Here is a 20,766-nt window from a genome sequence, read left to right as displayed (position 1 = left end):
TATTTATGATAAAGTATTTTTATTTGTTAATTTTAAGTTTATAATATAAAAATGTTATTTAATAGCTATTTAAATACTTAATAAAGTTTTATTTTTTTCTAAATTTTGTGTATATTAATATAATATATCGCAGTATGAAAATATGCTGTGGTTTTTAATAAGAAAAGCTATGTGAATATTTATAAAAATCAATGTATTTTATTAAAATAATAGTGATTTATTTAGAAAATGAAGATTAATAGTGAAGATTATAATATTTAAAAGTAATTTAACTATATTTTTTGATAATTCTTTTTTTTGATTTTTCTAAGTATTTTATAGTTTTTTTATTTAGTAAAAACTCGATTAAAAATTGGAGGTTTATGTGGGAAAATGATATTTAATAAAAAAACTTTCTCCATACTAGTTTTTGTGTTATTATTCTTTGCATCTGTAGCTGGCGTAGCAGCAGACAACATAGATGATACTATTGTAGGAGAAAAAAACCAAATATATGCAACAACAAGTTCTGAAGGGACTTTTACTAATTTAAGCAGTGCAATAGCAACTGCAGGAGAAAATGGAGTAGTAAACTTAGTAGGCGATGTACAAAGAGGAAATCTCGAAACTGGATTTACTAATGGAATTAACATTAATCAAAAGAATTTAACTATTAATGGTAATGGATTTTCCATCATTGGAACATCACCAGATGGGCAAACAATTGGAAGAATATTCCAAATAACTGCACATGGAATAACATTAATAAACATAACATTTAAAAATGCAAACTATACAACTGGTTATGGTGGAGCAATATATACTACTACTAATGCTGAAAATTTAACAATAACAGATTGTACATTTGAAAATAACCATGCATATAGTCGTGGAGGAATTTACAATCAAGCAAAATATTTTTCAATGAATGGAACTAATAATTTTATAAATAATTCTGCTTTATATGAGTTTGGTGCTATTCAAACTACTGGTGATAATTCATCTATGAATGGAATTAATATTTTTATAAATAATTTTGCTGTGAGAAATTATGGTGCTTTTTTTAATAGTGGTGCAAATTTTGTTATGAGTGGGGATAATGTTTTTATAAATAATTCTGCTACAAATAATGTGGGTGCTTTCCGTAATTCTGGTGATAATTTTACCATGAGTGGAATTAATATTTTTATAAATAATTCTGTTGAAAATAACTATGGTGCTTTTTTTAATAGTGGTGCAAATTTTGTTATGAGTGGGGATAATGTTTTTATAAATAATTCTGCTGGAAATAATTATGGTGCTTTTTTTAATAGTGGTGCAAATTTTGTTATGAGTGGGGATAATGTTTTTATAAATAATTCTGCTGGAAATAACTATGGGGCAATGTCTAATGAAGGAGCTAATTTTAGTATAAATGGAACTAATGTTTTTGAAAAAAATGAAGCTGGTCAATATGGTGGAGCAATAGGGAATACTGGAAATAATTTTGAGATTTCTGGTGAGTCTTCTTTTGTAGGTAATGAAGCTGATTATAGTGGTGGAGCAATATATAATACTGGAAATGATGTTACTATCACTGAAACTTCTATTTTTGTTAATAATAAAGCTAATAGAACTGGTGGTGCTATTTATGTTCGTGATGGTCATAGATTTACTATTGAAAATGCTTATTTTGAAAATAATGTTGCAGTTGAAGATGGTGGTGCTATTTATATTCGTGAATTAGATGTTTTTGTTGTTGGTGATTCTGAGTTTGTAAATAATAGTGCAGGTATTAGTGGTGGAGCGGTTTATAATCGTGATGCTCATAATATTGTTTTTGGTGATGTTAATTTTACTGGTAATAAAGCTGAGCGTTTTGGCGGTGCAATCTATTCTATGGATTCATTTAATTTTATTATGAATTGTGTATTATTTGAAGCTAATAGTGCTTATCGTGGAGGAGCAATCAATAATGAATACTCAGATGACATGTTTATTAGTGAATCACAATTCATCAATAACATTGCTGAAGACGGTACAGCTGTATGGTTAGAAAGAGGACTAGCAATTATTGATATTAGTAAATTTACAGGTGAAGGAACAATAATCTACAATGATCTTGGAAAAATGTATTTAAATAATAATACTATTAATTCTGATGCTCCGGGAATATACAACTATGGAACAATCTTAAGTGAAGTTGTTATGACTATTAATAGTAATAATTCTTTTATTGGTTATATGTTAGATGATTTTTTACTTGATGCTTTTTTAACTGATGATAATGGTAATGTTATTGTTGGTCAGAATATCACAATTAAAGTTGGAGATATTGAAGATATCATGATTGCTGATTCTTTAGCTAATGGTACTTATGAAGGTGTATATACTATTATGAGGTCTGATGAGTCATTGATTACTGGTTTGTATGCTGGTGGAAATAATTTGACTGTTAAGACTGCTAGATTATCTGTTGCTTTTACTTATTATTTTGAGACTAATGATGTGGATAAGTATTATCTTGGTTCCCAAAGATTGGAAATTTACTTTGGTGATTCATTAGGTAGACCAGCAGCAGGTGAAGAAATTAAAATCACAATCAACGGTGTAACTTACACTAGAACTACAGATATTAATGGTACTGCTTATTTAAATATTAAATTAGATCCTGGTACTTATACTGCAGTTACTACAGCTACAAGAACAGAAAACATCACACAACGTAGTGTTAATAACAGTGTTGTTGTTAAAGCTAATATTTTTGGTGATGATGTATTTAAGTTCTTTAAAAATGGTACAGAATACTATGTTACTTTATTAGATGGTGAAGGTAATCCTTTAGCAGGTGTAAATGCAACAATGAACATTAATGGTGTATTATATCACAGACTCACCAATGCAAGTGGTATAGCAAAATTAAACATTAATTTAGACCCTGGGTATTATATCTTAACCGCTGAACACCCTAATGGCTTAAAAATTAGTAATAGTGTTTATGTTATTCCAGTATTAAATGCATACACTTACTCTCGTGGAGATGGTGGAATAGAATATGTTGTACAAGCATTAAATGGTCAAGGAACACCAATACAAGGTGAAAACATAAGAATAAACATTCACGGCTGGATATCCAACCTAGTCACCGACATGCTAGGACTTGTAAGATTAGACGTTAGCTTAGAATCAGGACACTACCTTGCAACAGCATACTCCAGTGTAACTGATGTATCAACACTAATAATCGTACCATAGGAAATTAAAACAAAAAACTAAAATAAATTATTTACTCTTTTATATCCGGGAAAGTATCATTATTATTCTTGGATATAATAGATTATTTTTTTTAAAGTATATTTTATAAGTTAAGATGAATAACTGCAGCTAATAGTAACAAAAAACAATTTTAAAAAATATTTTTTAAATCTAAACATATAGAAAATTTTTCTCTAAAAAATGTATATTATAATTACTCCCAATTATAATTAATTCCAACCACACAGAAAAACTATTAGCTGCATTTATTTTTACATAAAATTAAACCATTCAAAATAACGATATGAAAAATGTTTAATATTAATTATTAAATATATAATATTATGTTAAAAAATGTTAATGAAGATTCAATTTTGCTATTTGAATATTTCACTGCTTCAGGTGAAAACAACACTGATATAAAATCAGAGGCTGAATCTTTAATTTTGGCTCTAATTGAAGATTTAAAATCTTTTGATATTTTTTTAGTAATGCATAAGTCTTATGAGTATTTAGTAAAAGATTATAAAGATATTAATATAATTTTTATTGATGAAAATTTAGAATTTTGGCTTAATATTAATTCAGGACATTTTAAAAGAGCAGTTTTTATTGCTGGTGAGAATGAAATGAAATTATATAAATTAACTAAGATTCTTGAAAATAACAATGTTAAAATATATAATTCAGATTCTAATGCAACATTATTGTGTTCTAATAAATTTAATACATATAACAAACTTAAAAATGTAGTTTTACAACCTGAGACTGTTAAAATCCAAATAAATTCAAAAGAAGATTGGAAAAATGAATTAATTTCAGTATTTAATAATTGGAAAAATTCTAAAATTATTATAAAACCTGTAAATGGGATTGATTGTGAAGGTGTTAGTTTAATTAGCAATTTAGATGATATTATTAATTTAAAAAATGATTTTCCTATGAACTCATTTATATTAGTACAAAAATTTATTGAAGGAATAGATATTAGTGTTAGTTTAATTAGTGATGGTAATAAAACAATTCCTATTAGTTTAAATAAACAAAACATGACATTAACAAAGGGCGCTGAAAACTATTTAGGAGGTTGGTTACCTCATGATTCTGAATATAAAGAAGATATATTTAATACTTCTGTTGAAGCAGTTGAATCTATTAAAGGTATTAAAGGTTTTATTGGTGTGGATTTGATATTAAGTGAAGATAAAGTTTATCTTATTGAAATTAATTCTAGATTCACTACTCCTTATGCTGCTCTTCAAAAAATAGCTAATTTTAATATTGGAGAAAGTATTATAAATTTATTAGATAATAAAATTGAATTAAATGATCTAGAAAAAGAAGTATCCTTTTCAGGCTATGTTTTCTTTAAAAAAGATGAGAATCAATTGAGTATGGAGATTCTTAAATGAAAATAGCTGGGTTAGACATAGGTGGTGCAAACACAGATTTAGCTATTGTTGATTTTAAGGAAAATAAAATAAATTCAATTAAAATAGAATATGAATATTTGCCAATGTGGTCTAATAATCATGAACTTACTGAGAGATTAAAAAAGCTAATTGAAAAAATATGTCCTATTGAGTCATTAGATGCAGTTTGTATTTCAATGACATCAGAACTTGTAGATGCATATGAAACTAAAAAAGAAGGAGTTTTAGATGTTGTTTATAAATGTGAATCTTTATTTAATTGCCCAATAGCTTTTGTAGGTCAAAACGGAGTTATTTCATTAGATAATATTAAAAATAATCCTTTAGATGCTGCAGCTGCTAATTGGATAGCTACCTCTCAAATAGCTTCATTAATTAATGAAAATTGTATTTTTATTGATACTGGTAGTACAACAACTGATATTATACCTATTAAAAATGGAAAAGAATGTGCAATTGGTAGAACTGATTATGAAAGATTAGCTACTGGTGAGCTGGTTTATACTGGAACTTTAAGAACTAACTTAGCTAGTTTTTTAGATAAAATTCCTATTAATGGTAAAGAATATAGAATAGCTTCAGAATTATTTGCTCAAACTGCAGATATTTACATGGTATTAGATAAAATCACTATTAATGATTATATTTGTGATACTTTTGATGGTAAGCCCAAAGAAAAGATTGATTGTGCAAGAAGAATATCAAGAGTGGTTTGTAGTGATTTAGATTATTTATCTTATGATAAGATAGTTGAAATATCAAAGTTTATTCATAAAGAACAAGTAAAACAAATTGCAGATTGTTTAAATCAAGTTGTTAAATGTCAAAATTTAGATTTTGTTGTAACAACTGGTCTTGGAAAAGATATTTTAGCATATGAAGCAGCAAAATTATTAAATCTTAAAATAAAATCAATGGATGAGCTTTTGACTCATGAAGAATGTATTGTAGCTCCAGCTATTGGAGCAGCTATATTAATGGATAAATATCTAAATTAATACCATACATCTTTTATTCCAAGTAAATAAGCAAAAATATTTGTAAATAAATGCAATACAAGTGTTAATGCACATACAATTATTATAAATGGAATATTAAAACTGAAAACTATAGATCCAAGAACAAGTGAACCTACAACTAAGTCTAACTGATCAAGTAATGGTGCAGGTTTTCCACGGTCTATATTTAATCTTCTTTTTATAAAACTTCCACAAGCATCTCCTAAAAGAGCTCCAAAACCTAATAAAAATCCAACTAATAAACCTTGATCAATAGTAGTTACTAATGGAACAATATTGGTGATATTAAATTCTATGAGAAATGGGCCGATAAAACCTTGAATAATTCCTACAATGGTACCAATGATTGTTCCAGCTATTAATCCTTCCCATGTAGCACCATCTCCAATAATACGTCTATTATCTATGAAATTCTTTCCAAAATCTATTGGATGAGTTCCTCCAAATGCAAGACCACTTACATTTGAAAAATATGCAGGTATCATAAAATATAATGCAAATAGACATGTTATTATAAAATTTTCAAGAGTTAAAATCATTATTTTCCTCAATATTAATACTTTAAATTACTTTATTTTTTATTTGATTTAAATATTTAACTGAAATCTATAAATAGTAAAAAAACTAAATAATTATACTATTGCGATTTTAAATAAGAATTTAATTTTATTGATTTTGAGAAATCTTTTTACTAAGGTTAAGGTGATGTAGTGAAAATTAAAAATACAAAAAGTTTATGTCCAGTTTGTTTTAAAACATTAGATGCTGAAGTTTATGAAGCTGATGGGAAAATACGAATTAAAAAAGAATGCAATGAACATGGACAATTTGATAATACTTATTGGAGTGATTCCAACCTTTATCATAAAATGGATAAATATACACCAACTATTACTCATGTTGAAAATCCAGAAATTCATCAAAAAGGAAATTGTCCAAATTTATGTGGACTTTGTGAAGATCACGAAACTTCAACAGTTTTAGGATTAATTGATGTTACAAATAGATGTAATTTAAAATGTCCAATTTGTTTTGCAAATGCAGCAGTATCTAAAAAGGTTTATGAACCAAGTTTTGAAGAAATAAGAACAATGCTTCAAAATTTAAGAAATTTAGAACCAAATCCATGTCCAGCTATTCAATATGCTGGTGGAGAACCTACTGTTCGTAAAGATATTGTAGAATTAGTCGGACTTGCAAAAGAAGAAGGTTTCACACATATTCAAATAGCTACTAATGGATTAAAATTAGCTTCTGATGAAGAACTTCCAGGAAAATTAAAAGATGCAGGATTAAACACAGTATATTTATCTTTTGATGGTGTCACAGAAGAGCCCTATATAAAAAGTAGAAATAAAAACTTATTGCCTCAAAAATTAAAAGCTATTGAAAATTGTAGAAAAGCTGAATTAGGTATTGTTCTAGTACCAACACTTGTAAAAGGAATTAACGATCAACAAATAGGAGATATTATTAAATTCGCTTTTGAAAATAGAGATATTGTTTATGGTGTTAATTTCCAACCTGTATCTTTCTCAGGAAGAACTCCTGGTGATCAAGTGGAAGAACAAAGAATAACTATTCCTGATTTTGTTAATTTAGTTCAAGATCAAACTTATGAGCATGTAAAAGTTGAAGATTTTTATCCTCCTCCTGCTGTTGAAGCATTTTCTAAATTTTTAGGAGCTTTATCTGGAGAAAAACCAAGTGTACTTCTTAATTGTCATGAACATTGTGGTATAGCTACTTATGTATTTATTGATGAGAAAGAAGAAGGTATGGATGAATGGATTCCAATCACTCGTTTTATTGATGTAGATAAATTTTTAGATTTATTAGATCAATATACTGATAGATTAGAAGATGGTGGATTTGCAATTAAAAAAAGAGTTTATGCAAGTGCTATTAAAGATATTTTAAAGGTTGTTCATACAACAAAAGCTCCAGGTTCTTTGGATATTTCTCAAATTTTGTTAAATATTTTTAAAAATCAATCTTATGAAGCTTTAGGGGAATTTCATAAAAATGCAATGTTAATTTCATGTATGCATTTTATGGATCCATTTAATTTTGATGAAGATAGAGTAAAAAAATGTGTTATTCATTATGCAGTTCCTGATGGTAGAATCATTCCATTTTGTACATTAAATTCTATTTACAGAGAAAGAATTGAAGACGAATTTTCAATACCTTTAGAAGAATATAGTAGTAATAAATAATAATTTTTGGAATTAAGAATATGTATATTGAAACACCTTCTAGATTACACATGGGCCTAATTGATTTAAATGGTTCATATGGCCGAACTGATGGAGGAATTGGTTTAACAATAGAAAAACCCAATTTCAAACTATATTCTGAAGAAGCTGAAAAAGGCATTACTATTGATTTTTGTGATTCAATAGATAATGATACTATTAAAAAAGAATGCATTACTAAAATAAAATCAGCTGCAGAAAAAACAATAAATCATTTTAATATTGAAAGTGGATTTTACTTTAAAGTAGATGATGCATTTTATCCGCATGCTGGTTTTGGTTCTGGAACACAAATGGGTCTTGCAACATCTAAATTAATAACAGAATTTTATGGAATATCTGCAGATGCTGTTGAACTTGGTAAAATTACAGGGCGTGGTGGAACATCAGGTATTGGAATATTTACATTTGAAAATGGTGGATTTATACTTGATGGAGGTCATAGTCTTAAAGAAAAAGATACCTTCTTACCATCAGCTGCATCAGTTGCAAATCCTCCTCAATTAATTGGAAGATACGAATTTCCAGAAGAATGGGATGTTCTTATAGCTATTCCTACAGGAGATATGTCTGTAAGTGGAAAAAAAGAAATTGATATTTTCCAGGAATATTGTCCAGTTGATAAAAATGAAGTAGAAAAAATGTCTCACCTTATTTTAATGAATCTTATTCCATTTTTACTTGAAAAAGATATTGAAGCTTTTGGAAAATCTATTGATGTTATTCAAACTCTTGGATTTAAAAAAATTGAAGTAAATTTACAAAGTGAGCATGTTAAAAATTTAATGGATAAAATGAAAGATTTCGGTGCTTATGGTGTTGGAATGAGTTCATTTGGCCCAACTTTATTTTCAGTATTTGATAAAAATAATAAAAGTATCGTTAAAGAAACTAAAGATTATTTAGGTGATGATGGTATTGTTTATACAACAAAAGCTCAAAATCATGGACATAGAATTTATAAATAAGTGATATGATGGATAAAATTAAAGGGCGTATTTGGACTTTTGGTGAAAATATCGACACTGATATTATAATTCCAGGTAGATATTTAAGAACATTTGATCCTCAAGTTTTTGCAGACCATGTTTTAGAAGGAGAAAGACCTGATTTTACAAAAAATGTGAAAAAAGGAGATATTATTCTAGCTGATGAAAACTTTGGGTGTGGTTCATCAAGAGAACAAGCTCCAATAGCTATTAAAACTGCAGGGGTTGATGCAATTATAGCTAAATCATTTGCAAGAATTTTCTTTAGAAATGCAATAAATATTGGTCTTCCTGTCATTAAAGCAGATATAGAAGCTAATGAAGAAGATATTTTATCTATTGATTTAGGTAGTGGAACAATTTTCAATGAAAATTCAGGAAAAACATTTAAATTCGAACCTTTTAAAGAATTTTTACTTGAAATTCTTGAAAGTAATGGATTAGTTAATCATTATTTGGAAAATAAGTAAATTTAAGGAGAAAAAAGAAGATGGAATGCCCAATATGTGGTTCAGAAGATATAAGTGTTTTAAAAGTTAAAACAATTCCTTCGAAAAAGAAAGAAATAAAAGAATATTTATTAAAGTGTAATCCTTGTCAGCATGTTTTTAAAGATACTATTTCACAAAAAAATCCAGTTGATAAAAGATTAATAATCAGTGAACAAGATAATTCTATTAAAACTATTATTAGTCTTTTTCCTAATGAAGAATTAAATATTGGAGATAATTTAATTTCTGAACTTGGTCAAGTTGAAGTAACAAGTATGGAAGTTGATGGTAAAAGAGTAAATAAATCTATTATTGAAGATATTGATACAATATGGGCATCGTCTGTTGAAATTCCTATAAGAATTGGAGTTTCTGTGGATTTACAAGGAAAAGTTGCTTCATATAAAATTGATATTGATAGGGATATTGAGATATCTGTAGGTGATATTGTCAAAATAGAAGATTATATCATTAAAATTCATGTTATTAAAACTACTGAAAGACGAAAAAATTCAGGATATGCATTATCCAAAGATATTAAAAGAATTTATGGAAGGCCAATTAATTTAAATAATTATGATTTTGATTTTACAAAAAATATTGTTAAAAAAACAAATAAACTTCCAAAATACTTGAGAAAATAATTTGTGAGAATATGAAAGTATTTATTGACACTTATGGTTGTACTTTTAATAAATCTGATTCTCAAATTATGGCTGGTTTTTTAAAAGAAAATGATATAGATTTAGTTAGTTCTATGGAAGAAGCAGATGTTATTATAATTAATTCTTGTTATGTTAAGCTTCCAACTGAAAATAAAGTTACGTTTAAAGTACAATCTCTTTTAGATAAATTTCCTAATAAGAAAATAATTATTAGTGGATGTATGGTTGAAATAGATCCAGAAAAATTAGAAAAAATTGGTCCAAATTGTAGTTGGATTGGTCCTCATCAATTAAACGAGGTAGTTGATGTAGTTAAAAAATCTTTTGATGGTGAAACTGTTAGAGCTACTGGTTTATCTAAAAATTCTAAAGTTGGTTTATCAAAAGTTAAAGATAATCCTCATATTCATATAATTCAAATTTGTGAGGGTTGTTTAGGTGCTTGTACTTTTTGTTGTACAAGATTTGCTCGTGGACCTTTAAATAGCTATCCTATTAGTGAAATTAAAAAAGAAGCTCAAAAGGCAATTGATGAAGGGGCAGTTGAAATTCAACTTACTGCTCAAGATACAGCTGCTTTTGGAAAAGATAGTGGTGAAAAACTATCTGATTTAATCAAAGAAATAGCTAATTTAAATGGTACTTTCAAAATTCGTATTGGAATGATGCATCCTAAAAATGTTTTAGATGATGTTGATGAATTAATTGATGCATTTAAATTACCGAGGGTATATGATTTCCTACATTTACCAATACAAACAGCTAGTGATAAGGTACTCTTAGAAATGAAAAGAGGCCATTCATTAAATGAATACTTAGAAATTGTTGAAAAATTCAAAAAAGAAATTCCTGATTTAACATTAGCTACAGATATAATTGTAGGTTATCCTAGTGAAAAGGAAGATGATTTTAATAAAACATGTGAATTTTTAAAGCAAGTAAAACCTGGAATAATTCATTTATCTAAATATCAACATAGAAAAGGCGCTATTTCTTCATCTTTAAAAGAAATTCCACATGATGTGATGAAAAGAAGATCTAAAAAAATTACTGATATTAAATCTGAAATTACCAAAGAAGAAAATCAACAATTATTAAATACTATACAAAAAGCAATTGTTGTTGAGCAAGGTTCAAAAGGTGGATATATAGCTAAGTCTAATTCTTATATCCCAATAGTTGTTAGTGATGTAGAAATTGGAGATTTTATTGATTTAAAAATTTATGAAACTAGTTCTACATACTTGAAAGGAACTAAAATTTAATATTTTTTCTAAATATTTTATATTTAATCTTTATTTTTTATTTAAATTAATATTAATTTATAATAGCTAAATTTAAGTATTTTTAAAAAATTTTATAAATCATCTTTTTAGCGATATTTTTTCTTATTTTCTTTATTTTTTATATTAATTTTACTTAATTTTTTTTAATTATGTGTATAAATTTTTTTTAATTATATTCTTATAATGTTATCATTGGTACTTCAATATAAGTTACTTTTAGAGGCATTTTGCCGATACCTTTATATACTATGTTAAACAACTTTTATTTGGAGGTGAAATAATGAGTGAATTACCAATTGCACCAGTCGGTCGTATATTAAAAAATGCTGGAGCACAAAGAATTAGCGACGACGCTAAAATTGCATTAGCTGAAGCATTAGAAGAACAAGGTGACGCAATTGCTAACAAAGCAGTTAATTTCGCACGCCACGCTGGTAGAAAAACCGTCAAAGCTGAAGATATCAAATTAGCTATCAAATAAGTTTTGACTAATTTAATTTAATCTATTGGCCACCTATGGTCAATTTTTTATTTTAACACTCATATATTTTTTTTTTAATTTTTATTTTAAAATTTTTTTATTATAGATTAGAAAAAGTTATATATGATATTGTATAAATTTAAAATAATAAGTAGGACCTGTGGTCTAGAGGTATGATACCTCCTTGACGTGGAGGGGATCACGAGTTCGAATCTCGTCAGGTCCATTTGCCATGGTAGTTCAGTTGGGAGAACGCTAGACTGAAGATCTAGATGTCGCTGGTTCAAGTCCGGCCCATGGCATTCTCTTAACATTTAAAATACTTTTAGTATTTTCTTTTTTATCTTTTTTTTATAATACATTTATTTTATTTGATGTTGAATATCCATTCCATGTAGCTGTAGTTATGTATGAACCAGGGTTTAAATTAATATTAAGTTTAGCTATTCCATTAATATCACTTGTTCTACTATAAAAAATACCATTAATGTTTATTATAACATCTACATTTGCTAAAAGATTTCCAATATTATCTAAAACTTTAACATTATAAGTGTCACTTTCACCAAATGTTTTATTTAAATCAGATCCAAATAATGTTTGTTTTACATCAATTAAATTACTTCTTTTTTCTTTATTATATGGATGTTCTATAGTTATTATATAAGTCCCTGGATTTAGATTAATATTTAAAATAGCTATTCCATTATTATCTGTGTATCTTGTATAAAAAACACCATTAATGTTTAATAATACTTCAATATTTTTAATGGGGCTTCCAGAATTATCTAAAACACTAACACTAAATTGTGTATCATTTTTAAAGTGTTTAACTAAATTATTACTTATAATTGTTGATTTAACTTCAATATTATTTGTAATTTCTTTTTTATTGTAATCATCAGTTCCATTAAATAAAGTTATTATTGTATAATTTCTATAATTTAAATTAATAGTTAATTTAGCTATTCCTTCATCATTTGTAAATCTTTTATAGGTTATACCATTTATTGTAAAGTATATTGTAATGTTTTTAAGAGGATTATTATTTAAATCTTTTAAAATTGCATTATAAGTTCCATTTAAATAATACATTTCAAGATCATTTGTTATAAGATTAATATCTGTTTTTATAACTTCAATTTTCACTGTATCATTTGACGGACCATAAATTTCTTTTCCTTTAAAAATTACACTAAAAGTATTATTTCCTCCATCTAAATAACTTATTAAATAAGTTCCTTTTCCATTTATTACATTAATTTTATTTTCTGAACCATTATTTAAAATTAAATTTACAGTTCCATTAAGTGGATTATTATTTTCATCTTTTAATGTAATAGCTACATTAATATCTTTTCCATTTTTATAATTACTTACATTAAGGTTTAATAATGTATTATATTTGAATTTTATTATAGTAGAACTTAAGATATTTACAATTGTTCCTTTATCATAGCTACCACTTATTAAATATTCTCCATAATCAATAATTGAATAATTTAATATGTATAATCCATTTATTAATGTTGTGCTTTTACTTTCATTACCATTAATATTAAAAACAATCTCATCACTTATAATGATATTTCCATTATCATCAACAATTTCTCCTGTTAAATTATAATAATCATTTTGACTAGCTATTGTTTTGTTATTGTTAAAAATTAAATAAATAGGACTTGTAATTGATGCTTCATTTAAAATTACAGCTATACCATCAGATTTTAAACTATTATTTTCTAAAAATAAAGATCCTTTATTAAAAATTAGTTGATTAAAACCAATTATTTCAGAATTTCTAATATCTAAACTACTATTTGTACTAATAAATATAGAACTACCTTCTAAAGCTTTATTATTTAAAAAACTTCCTTTATTAATTTTAAAATTATTTCCTGATGTATAGATTGCTCCTCCAGTTTTTGCCTCATTATTTTCTAAAATATTACTTCCTTCAAGTAAAAAACCATTAATTTTACTATTAAAGACTCCTCCACCATTTGCATTAGCAAAATTATTTTTAATTGTATTATTACCTATAATTGAAAAGTTCACACCTTCTAAATTAAAAATTCCTCCACCAGAATTTTCAACATAGCTATTTTCAATTCTATTATTACCTATTATTGTAAAATCTTTACCATAAGTATTATATATTGCACCACCATCAGTTGCAATGTTTCCATCAAAAATATTTGATCCTTTTATTGTAAAATTAGAACTAAAATTATTATAAATTACTCCTCCATAATAACTAGCTGTATTATATTGGAAAATGTTATTCCCTGTTATTTGAAAATTATGATAAGTATTATAAATTACAACACCGCTAAAACCAGTATTATATTGGAAAATATTATCTCCTGAAATTTTAAAGCTATCTCCTGCATTAAAAATAACAACTCCTACACCTAATCCTCCATCATTCTTTTCAAAAAGATTAGAACCTTTAATTAAGAAATTATTGCCATTATTAAAAATTACAGCTCCTCTACTTGAAAGTGTTTTAATATTTGAGAAGATGTTGTGTTCTAAAACTTTAAAGTTATCTCCTGTATTATATATTGCTCCACCTGCACCAGATAATAATTCAATGTTATTGAAGCTATTGTTTATTAAAGTGGTATTTTCACCTGAATTATAAATTTCAACACCATTACTTCCTTTACTGTTTATAAAATTTAAGTTTTTTATTGTAATATTATTTCCTGTTATTTTAAATAGCTTAACAGAATTATCTCCACTAATTGCATATCCATTTCCATCAATAATAATATTATTTTTATTAATTTCTATTCCATTTAGATATTTGTCTTTTTCATCACTTTGCACTGTAAGATTATTTTTAAATTCAATTATATCTCCTTCATTAGAACTTTGTACAATGTTATCTAATTCAGTAAATGTATTTTTATCAAATTCAATCACTTTATTATCATATAGTTCTTCTGCACTTGATACAGAATTTATAAATAAAAATAATATTAATAATATAAAAAAATTCCTTTTTAAGTTCATAAAATATAACTCCATTAAATATGTCTTGATATTTACTTAAGTTATATTTACTTTATTGATTTTATAAAAAATAGTTTGTGTTTTAGAAATTATATTATTAAAAATTGAAAAAATTAAAAAAATAAAAAATTCAGTTTAAAAATTAATTTAAACTTTTAACATTTCTTGTTTTACATCTTCATTATTAACTAATGTTTCAAAAGATTTTATAATTTCATAAGCAGATGAAGATCCAATAGTTGTTACTCCTGATGAAAGAATTCTATAAGCATCTTTATATTCACTTATTCCACCAGCAGCTTTAATTTTAGTTTTTGGAGCATTCTTTTTAAGTATATTAATATCATGTATATTTTCATAAAAGTTATTAATTCCATTAAAACCTGTACTTGTTTTAATATAATCTACTCCAGATTTTTCTAATAGCTTAGCTATTTTAGCCTTCTCATCATCAACTAATTGTTTAGATTCAATTATGACTTTTAAAACTTTATCGCCAATAGCTTCTTTAACAGCTTTAACTTCTTTTTCAATAGCTTCATAATTATTAGATTTTAAATCAGATAGATTTAACATCATATCTATGCTATCAACACCTAAATCCATAGCTATTTTAGCATTTTCAACTTTCATCTCAGTAGTTTCAAATCCTAATGGAAAAGCTATTACTGTACCAATTTTAGTATCAGTATCTTTTAATTTTTCTTTAGCTAATGTTATATAAGATGGACTTACAATTACTGAATTAAAGTCAAATTCAGATGCTTTATTAAAAAATTCAACCATGTCATCTTTAGTTGCAGTATTATCTAAATTTGTATACTCTAATGTTTTTGCTAAGTCATTTGCACTTTTAAATTTATACATTTTTCTCACATTCTCTTTATACTATAATAGTTAGATATGTAACGAACTAATATTTATTACTTTCCTTTTTTCAAATTTAAGCTATATTAGTTTTTTAGCCATATATGGACCTTTTCTTTCATATCCAAATTTACGATAATAATTACGAGCTCCAATTCCACTAATAATTAACATTTCTTCTTTATTAGAATCAATAGCTATTTGTTCTGCCTTCTCAAGTAATTTTTCACCAAAACCAATATGTTGCCCTATATTATTTCCTTTTTTACCTATTTTAAGCATATTTCCATAAACATGAAGTTCTCGAACTAGTCCAGTTTTATCTGTTATCTCTTTTCTAAAGAAATTTTCAGATGGATTTCTATATCTTAAAAAACCAGCTATATTTTCTTCATTTGCATCTTCATAAGATATGAAATATTCTTTCCCACCACAAGCTGAATATTTTTCTGTAAACATTTTGAAATCTTCTGCTTCTAGATTAGTTTTTTTATGGCCAATTTCTCTACATCTAATACACTTACAGTTAATATGTTTTTCTTCTAGGGTATTATAAACTAGCTCTCCAAGGTTTGATTTTTGAACACCTGCTTCAATTAAAGTAGAGGGGATATCCCTTTGAATACGCATAGTTCTAACCCATTTTGGAAGAATCTCTTTTATTTTAACTATTAAATCAATAGCTTCCTCGTCATTATAAGGAGTATATTCTCCTTTTTGCCACATATCATATAATTCACTACCTTTTGTAACAAGACAAGGGTATATTTTTAACATATCAGGTTTATAGTCACTATTATTAAAGAGTTTTTTAAACATTTTAAGATCATTATCTGGATTTGATAATAACCCTGGCATCATATGCATAGCTACTTTAAAAGCAGAATCTCTTAAAAGTTGATTAGCTTCTTTAACATCTTTTAAAGTGTGGCCTCTTTTAACCTTTTTATAAATTTCATCGGATAATGTTTGAACACCTAATTCAACTCTTGTTCCACCCATTTCAAGCATATGGTTTATATGGTTTTTTTTACAATAATCAGGACGTGTTTCAAATGTCATTCCAATACATCTAATTTTAGATGATTCATTAGCTTTTTGAACATCTTCTATTAAGACATAATCATTTGGAAGATAAGTTTTTAAAATTCCTTTTTCATAATCTCTAATTTTTTCTTTATTTATTTCAAATTCTTCTTCATTAGGATTATTTTCTAAAATTAGTCCAAAATCAACCATGGCTTTTAAACATTGACTTACAAACCATTCTTGATACGATGTGTCTCGTGATGGAAAGGTTCCACCCATTATAATTAATTCAACTTTATCTATGGGATGACCTACCTTTTTTAATTGTTTTAATCTATTAAAACACTGAACATAGGGATGAAAATCAAACATTCGCCCCCTTAAAGCTGCAGGTTCTTCACCAGTATAACTTGGAGGAGCTACTTTACTTTCAGGACAATATAAACATCTTCCATGAGGACAATCATGAGGATGGCACATTACAGCTACGATTGCAACACCAGAAATAGTTCTAGTAGGTTTTTTCTGTAAAATACTTGAAACTAATTCTTTTTCTTTAAAGTTTGCTGCTTCTAAAATTTCAGAATTACTCATAAATTTTTTTAAATTTAAATCTCGACATAGTTGTCTTTTTTCCTTTTCTAATTCATGTCGACTTTTTATATTTCCATTTAATATATTATCAATTATTATTCGACATGCATTTTTCATTAAATAACCTCGTGCTTTTTTACTAGTTAATTATATATATTTTTTAAGATATAATTATTATTGTACTTTATTTTAAAAAATTTAATGTTGTGATAAAAAATGCGCATAAAATCATTACTTGGTATCCTTGTATTAGATAACCAAGCTAAAGAAGTTGGAAAAGTAGTCGATTTTGAATTTGATGAAAAAACTGGAAAACTTACTAAATTAATTTTATCTTTGAAAAAAAATTTTATTTCTAATGATGAAATTGAAATAGATTTTGAAGATATTAATACTATTGGGGATTATATTTTACTTAATATTTTAATTCCTGAAAAAGTAGAATCTATTCAAATTGAAGAACAAGAATATCAATAATTATGGTGTTCTAATTGCAAATTTTTGATGCTAGAGGTAATCTAATTAAAGTAGGAGAATATGTAAGATATACTGGTACAGGTACTATTGGTGAAGTTGCTGATATGAAAATTGAAGGTGATAATCAATGGATTAAACTTGAAAAACCAGACTTATGGTATTCTCATGAATTGCTTGAAGTTTTAGATTCCAAAGATATTAGAAATAAGGATAAAAAATCAGTAGAACCTAAAGAAGTAGATGCTGATAGTATTAAACAAATGCATGATGGATTTGAAAATGCTGAATTAGGTTCTGGTGGTGCCGAAGGAGGAGGCTAATTTTAAGGTGATAAAAATGGATAATCAAAAAATAATTGGGATTATAGCAATAATATTGGGTATTTTAGTTATGATATTTCCAATAGCTAGTGAATTAGTATTATCTGTATTTGCAGGTATTGCATTTGTTATTTTAGGGGTTTATTACATAATGGCTGGAGCAGGTTTATGGAATTTAAATAAATGGACTTCAGCAGCTTATGTTTTAATAGGTATTTTAGGATTAATATGTGGATTCATGTTATTCTTTAACATAGCTTTATTTAATATATTAATTGGTTTTTATATGTATATTGCTGGGTTTATGTTGCTTATTGCAGGTATTCTTGGACTTGTATCAAGAATTGCAAATATTGCAAAAGTAGCATCTGTTTTAATGTTAATATTAGGTATTCTTACTATTATCATTGGATTTTTAGCAATAGATAACCCATTATTTGTAGCTATACTCATTGGAGTAAGCTTAATCATTGATGGTGTTTCATTATGTGTTAGTGAGGAAGTATTTTAATTACTTTCTACAAATTTTTTTATTTTTTTTGCAAGAGTTGGACCTACACCGTCAATCTTTTGTAATTCTTTTTCAGAATATGGTCTTAAATCATCACCAAGTGTTTTAACTAAAGTTCTAGCTCGTTTTCTTCCTAATCTTTTTACACCTAAAACTAAAGGAATTATATCTTCTTTAACTCCATAATAAAGTCTTGCTGATAAATAATCTAATTCTTTTAAGTAAGCATATTTTCCAAGAACTTCTGATGTACTTTTTGCAAATTTAACAAGTAAAGATGCTTCATAAGCACATCTTCTGGTTGTTGCAGAATAAACATGATATTTTGTTTCAATTTCAAATTCACTTCTCTCATTAATCCATTCAATTAATGAAACAGTAGTAGCTTCATTGTTTCCAATATTTACTGCAAAAAGTCCTGATTCAGCAAGCTTTTCACTAACAGGATCTTTACTTTTTCTACCTTTAAATGATATTTGAGGTAAATCTGGTGTTTTTGCAAGTTCATAAATTAATTCATTATAATTAATTTCATCTACATCATTAATGTAATTTTTAATTTTAACAGCAGTTTCAACACTATAATTTGATTTAGCTATTAAATTTCCAAAATCAGTAGTTTTTAAACCTTCAGGACTAGCTCTTATAATTCCATTTTGAAGTAGAAATTCTAAAGCAGATTCTATTTCATATTGTAAACTTTCAGATGCAAAAAAACTCATTGAAGGATTACTATTCATTTGAAAACCATAAAAAGTACTTTCAAAGAATTCTTTCAACTCTTCCATATTTTTAGATAAACTAGAAGCAATTTGTGCAATAATTTGTTTATAAACTGCATCTTTATTATCTATTAATTTAGAATTTGTAGGTTCAATCTCACCATGAATATATCGCTCTTCTAAATCTAATGCTTCAAGATTTGTTTTAGCTACTAAATATGAAAAACCCATGTCATCATATTGAGGTCTACCTGCTCTACCTGACATTTGCTCATAATCAAATACTGGAATTGATTGAGGGCCTTGTGATGTCCAACGTGTATAATCTCTTATTACAACATATTTTGAAGGTAAATTTACTCCATACATTAAACTAGGAGTAGCTGAAATCATTAAAATATTACCTTCTCTAAATTCTTCTTCAATAATTTCTTTTTGTTCATTAAATAATCCTGCATGATGAAATACTGCTCCATTTTCTGCAGATTCAGCTAATTTTAAACAAGTAGAAGTAGGTTTAGATCCTTTCTTTTCTGGAACTTCTAATATTTTATCAGCTACTTGTCGAAACTTGATTTTTTGTTCTTTTGTAATCTTTTTAGCAATTTTTTTAGAAACATAGCTAGCTAGACTTTCTGTAAATCTTCTTGTAGATACAAAACTTAATGATTGAGCATTATCTTCAATAGCTTTTTCTAAAACTTTTACAACAACATCATTTTTATTTTTTGTATTAAACATTTCACTATCTAATACTTCTTTAATTAATGGAACTGGTCTGTAATCATGTTCTACTACTGTGGATTCTAACCAATTTTGAATTTCTTCCATATTTTTAAGTGTTGCAGATAATGCTACGATTTTTAAATTTGGATTAATTCTTTTAGCTCTTGTTATTGCACATTCAAGTGTTGGGCCTCTTGAATATTCTCCTAGCATATGAAATTCATCAATAATTAATGTATCAATTTCCCTTAATGTATTCCATGAAAAACGTGTTAACAAATCAAATGATTCAAAAACCATAATTGATAAATCAGAGGATGAAGGATGCCTACCTACTGAAATATCATAATTTTCAAACTTTTTAAATTCTTTTACTTTTTCATTTTGAATAGAAAGTAAAGGTGCAGCATAAATAGCTTTACCACCATTTAAAATAGTTTTTAATGCAGCCATAACTCCTAAAACAGTTTTACCACTAGCTGTAGGAATAGCTATTATATAATTAGAATTATCCTCTAGGTAACCTGATTCCAAAACCTTTTTTTGAGCAGGATTAAAGTTTTTAATATAAGGATAAGTTTCTTTTATGATTTTTCGAATATTTTCAGGGAGATTTTCCATAATAATCATTAATTAAGTTTTATTTATAATAGTGTTTTTCTAA

Annotated in this window: 17 protein-coding genes and 2 tRNA genes; 14 read left to right on the top strand and 5 right to left on the bottom strand. The window is 26.4% G+C overall.

The features are described from left to right. Positions 1 to 372 precede the first annotated feature (372 nt). The 3 genes from ACA134_RS06940 (at position 373) to ACA134_RS06930 (ending at position 5,644) form a co-directional block, all read left to right on the top strand. Complete coding sequence (locus tag ACA134_RS06940; RefSeq protein ID WP_409199694.1) at positions 373 to 3,213, top strand: hypothetical protein; 2,841 nt, start codon at positions 373 to 375, stop codon at positions 3,211 to 3,213. A 344-nt stretch (positions 3,214 to 3,557) separates the two neighbouring features. Beyond that, positions 3,558 to 4,625 (top strand): ATP-grasp domain-containing protein, encoded by a 1,068-nt coding sequence (locus tag ACA134_RS06935; protein WP_409199693.1) that lies wholly within the window; start codon positions 3,558 to 3,560, stop codon positions 4,623 to 4,625. Further along, positions 4,622 to 5,644, top strand: coding sequence for a hydantoinase/oxoprolinase family protein (locus ACA134_RS06930; RefSeq protein WP_409199692.1), 1,023 nt, complete (start codon positions 4,622 to 4,624; stop codon positions 5,642 to 5,644). Before ACA134_RS06935 ends, ACA134_RS06930 begins: the two co-directional genes overlap by 4 nt. Here the strand turns inward: ACA134_RS06930 and ACA134_RS06925 are convergent. Then, complete coding sequence (locus ACA134_RS06925; RefSeq protein ID WP_409199691.1) at positions 5,641 to 6,204, bottom strand: CDP-2,3-bis-(O-geranylgeranyl)-sn-glycerol synthase; 564 nt, start codon at positions 6,202 to 6,204, stop codon at positions 5,641 to 5,643. The genes ACA134_RS06930 and ACA134_RS06925 overlap by 4 nt on opposite strands. 171 nt (positions 6,205 to 6,375) lie before the next feature. Between ACA134_RS06925 and tes the strand changes: the two genes are divergently transcribed. The 8 genes from tes (at position 6,376) to ACA134_RS06885 (ending at position 12,137) form a co-directional block, all read left to right on the top strand. Continuing rightward, positions 6,376 to 7,884 (top strand): tetraether lipid synthase Tes, encoded by a 1,509-nt coding sequence (tes, locus tag ACA134_RS06920; protein ID WP_409199690.1) that lies wholly within the window; start codon positions 6,376 to 6,378, stop codon positions 7,882 to 7,884. A gap of 20 nt (positions 7,885 to 7,904) precedes the next feature. Continuing rightward, a complete protein-coding gene (locus ACA134_RS06915; RefSeq protein ID WP_409199689.1) occupies positions 7,905 to 8,891 on the top strand; it encodes a beta-ribofuranosylaminobenzene 5'-phosphate synthase in 987 nt (328 codons plus the stop codon). Between the two features lie 8 nt (positions 8,892 to 8,899). Beyond that, positions 8,900 to 9,382 (top strand): homoaconitase small subunit, encoded by a 483-nt coding sequence (hacB, locus tag ACA134_RS06910; protein WP_409199688.1) that lies wholly within the window; start codon positions 8,900 to 8,902, stop codon positions 9,380 to 9,382. A 20-nt stretch (positions 9,383 to 9,402) separates the two neighbouring features. Next, positions 9,403 to 10,047 carry an HVO_0476 family zinc finger protein gene (locus ACA134_RS06905; protein ID WP_409199687.1) on the top strand — a complete coding sequence of 215 codons (645 nt, stop codon included), beginning with the start codon at positions 9,403 to 9,405 and terminating at the stop codon, positions 10,045 to 10,047. An 11-nt stretch (positions 10,048 to 10,058) separates the two neighbouring features. Further along, on the top strand, positions 10,059 to 11,333 hold the full coding sequence (locus tag ACA134_RS06900) for a tRNA (N(6)-L-threonylcarbamoyladenosine(37)-C(2))-methylthiotransferase (protein WP_409199686.1): 1,275 nt from the start codon (positions 10,059 to 10,061) through the stop codon (positions 11,331 to 11,333). Positions 11,334 to 11,634: 301 nt separating this feature from the next. Then, positions 11,635 to 11,835: a histone family protein gene (locus ACA134_RS06895; RefSeq protein WP_409199685.1), complete on the top strand. Its 201-nt coding sequence runs from the start codon at positions 11,635 to 11,637 to the stop codon at positions 11,833 to 11,835. Positions 11,836 to 11,989: 154 nt separating this feature from the next. Next, positions 11,990 to 12,061: transfer RNA gene (locus ACA134_RS06890), tRNA-Val, on the top strand. A gap of 3 nt (positions 12,062 to 12,064) precedes the next feature. Continuing rightward, positions 12,065 to 12,137: transfer RNA gene (locus ACA134_RS06885), tRNA-Phe, on the top strand. A 49-nt stretch (positions 12,138 to 12,186) separates the two neighbouring features. Here ACA134_RS06885 and ACA134_RS06880 read toward each other — a convergent pair. The 3 genes from ACA134_RS06880 to ACA134_RS06870 all read right to left on the bottom strand — a co-directional run bounded on the left by ACA134_RS06880 (position 12,187) and on the right by ACA134_RS06870 (position 17,463). Beyond that, positions 12,187 to 14,856 carry a hypothetical protein gene (locus tag ACA134_RS06880; protein WP_409199684.1) on the bottom strand — a complete coding sequence of 890 codons (2,670 nt, stop codon included), beginning with the start codon at positions 14,854 to 14,856 and terminating at the stop codon, positions 12,187 to 12,189. Between the two features lie 147 nt (positions 14,857 to 15,003). Then, the gene (gene deoC / locus ACA134_RS06875) at positions 15,004 to 15,723 is read right to left on the bottom strand and encodes a deoxyribose-phosphate aldolase (protein WP_409199683.1); all 720 of its coding nucleotides are present in this window, start codon (positions 15,721 to 15,723) and stop codon (positions 15,004 to 15,006) included. An 81-nt stretch (positions 15,724 to 15,804) separates the two neighbouring features. Further along, complete coding sequence (locus ACA134_RS06870) at positions 15,805 to 17,463, bottom strand: tRNA uridine(34) 5-carboxymethylaminomethyl modification radical SAM/GNAT enzyme Elp3 (RefSeq protein ID WP_409199682.1); 1,659 nt, start codon at positions 17,461 to 17,463, stop codon at positions 15,805 to 15,807. Between the two features lie 99 nt (positions 17,464 to 17,562). Between ACA134_RS06870 and ACA134_RS06865 the strand changes: the two genes are divergently transcribed. Genes ACA134_RS06865 through ACA134_RS06855 form a run of 3 tightly spaced genes read left to right on the top strand, consistent with a single transcriptional unit; the run spans position 17,563 to position 18,654 of the window. Beyond that, positions 17,563 to 17,823 carry a PRC-barrel domain-containing protein gene (locus ACA134_RS06865; protein ID WP_409199681.1) on the top strand — a complete coding sequence of 87 codons (261 nt, stop codon included), beginning with the start codon at positions 17,563 to 17,565 and terminating at the stop codon, positions 17,821 to 17,823. 14 nt (positions 17,824 to 17,837) lie between these two features. Then, entirely contained in the window at positions 17,838 to 18,143 is a 306-nt protein-coding gene (locus ACA134_RS06860; protein WP_409199680.1) for a DUF2098 domain-containing protein, read from the top strand. A gap of 16 nt (positions 18,144 to 18,159) precedes the next feature. Beyond that, positions 18,160 to 18,654, top strand: a complete 495-nt coding sequence (locus tag ACA134_RS06855; protein WP_409199679.1) for a DUF308 domain-containing protein — start codon at positions 18,160 to 18,162, stop codon at positions 18,652 to 18,654. Here ACA134_RS06855 and ACA134_RS06850 read toward each other — a convergent pair. Then, positions 18,651 to 20,732, bottom strand: a complete 2,082-nt coding sequence (locus tag ACA134_RS06850) for a DEAD/DEAH box helicase (protein WP_409199678.1) — start codon at positions 20,730 to 20,732, stop codon at positions 18,651 to 18,653. The two genes, ACA134_RS06855 and ACA134_RS06850, sit on opposite strands and share 4 nt — an antisense overlap. Positions 20,733 to 20,766: the final 34 nt, after the last annotated feature.

The sequence above is a fragment of the Methanobrevibacter sp. DSM 116169 genome, from assembly GCF_046197865.1.
In the GTDB taxonomy this organism is placed as follows: domain Archaea; phylum Methanobacteriota; class Methanobacteria; order Methanobacteriales; family Methanobacteriaceae; genus JAHKLT01.
The sequence above is the reverse complement of the archived record's forward strand: the minus strand, read 5'-3'. Positions and strand labels throughout refer to the sequence as shown.